This window comes from Georgenia alba (assembly GCF_042665525.1).
Classification (GTDB): domain Bacteria; phylum Actinomycetota; class Actinomycetes; order Actinomycetales; family Actinomycetaceae; genus Allobogoriella; species Allobogoriella alba.
Window position 1 is genome coordinate 1 of sequence record NZ_JBHTCQ010000016.1, and the last position, 545, is coordinate 545.

Annotated in this window: 1 protein-coding gene; it reads left to right on the plus strand. The window is 50.8% G+C overall.

Going from position 1 to position 545, the window contains the following annotated elements; all coding sequences use genetic code 11:
- Positions 1–452: DnaB-like helicase C-terminal domain-containing protein (locus tag ACFQQL_RS19140; protein ID WP_382396846.1), on the plus strand; the 452-nt coding region annotated here is incomplete at its 5' end.
- Between the last annotated feature and the right edge of the window lie 93 nt (positions 453–545).

The following is a 545-nucleotide window of genomic DNA, read 5'->3' on the forward strand; positions in this document are numbered from 1 at the left end:
GCCGCCGTCTGAAGCAGGAAAAAGGGCTTGGCATGATCCTAATCGACTACTTGCAGCTGATTATGGGAAGCGGGAAGTCGGGCGAGAACCGCCAGCAGGAAGTTTCGGAGATCTCCCGTTCACTAAAAGCGCTCGCGCGTGAGCTGCAGGTGCCCGTTATCGCGCTGTCACAGCTTTCCCGTGGCGTGGAACAACGTCAAGACAAGCGTCCGATGATGTCTGACATTCGTGAATCCGGGTCCATCGAGCAGGATGCCGATATTGTCGCCTTCTTATACCGTGACGATTATTATGACAAAGAAACCGAAGCGAAGAACATTATCGAGATCATTATTGCCAAACAGCGTAACGGCCCGACCGGAACAGTTGAACTGGCGTTTGTAAAAGAATACAACAAGTTCGTCAACCTCGACCGGCATCATGATGAAAGATCGATTCCGTCAGGGGCTTAAAACGAACAGAGAAAAGGCAGCCTGATGAAATCATCAGGCTGCCTTTTCGAGTTCTTCTAAAATGCCGTTTTCTTCTGCCCAGCTGCGAATCCG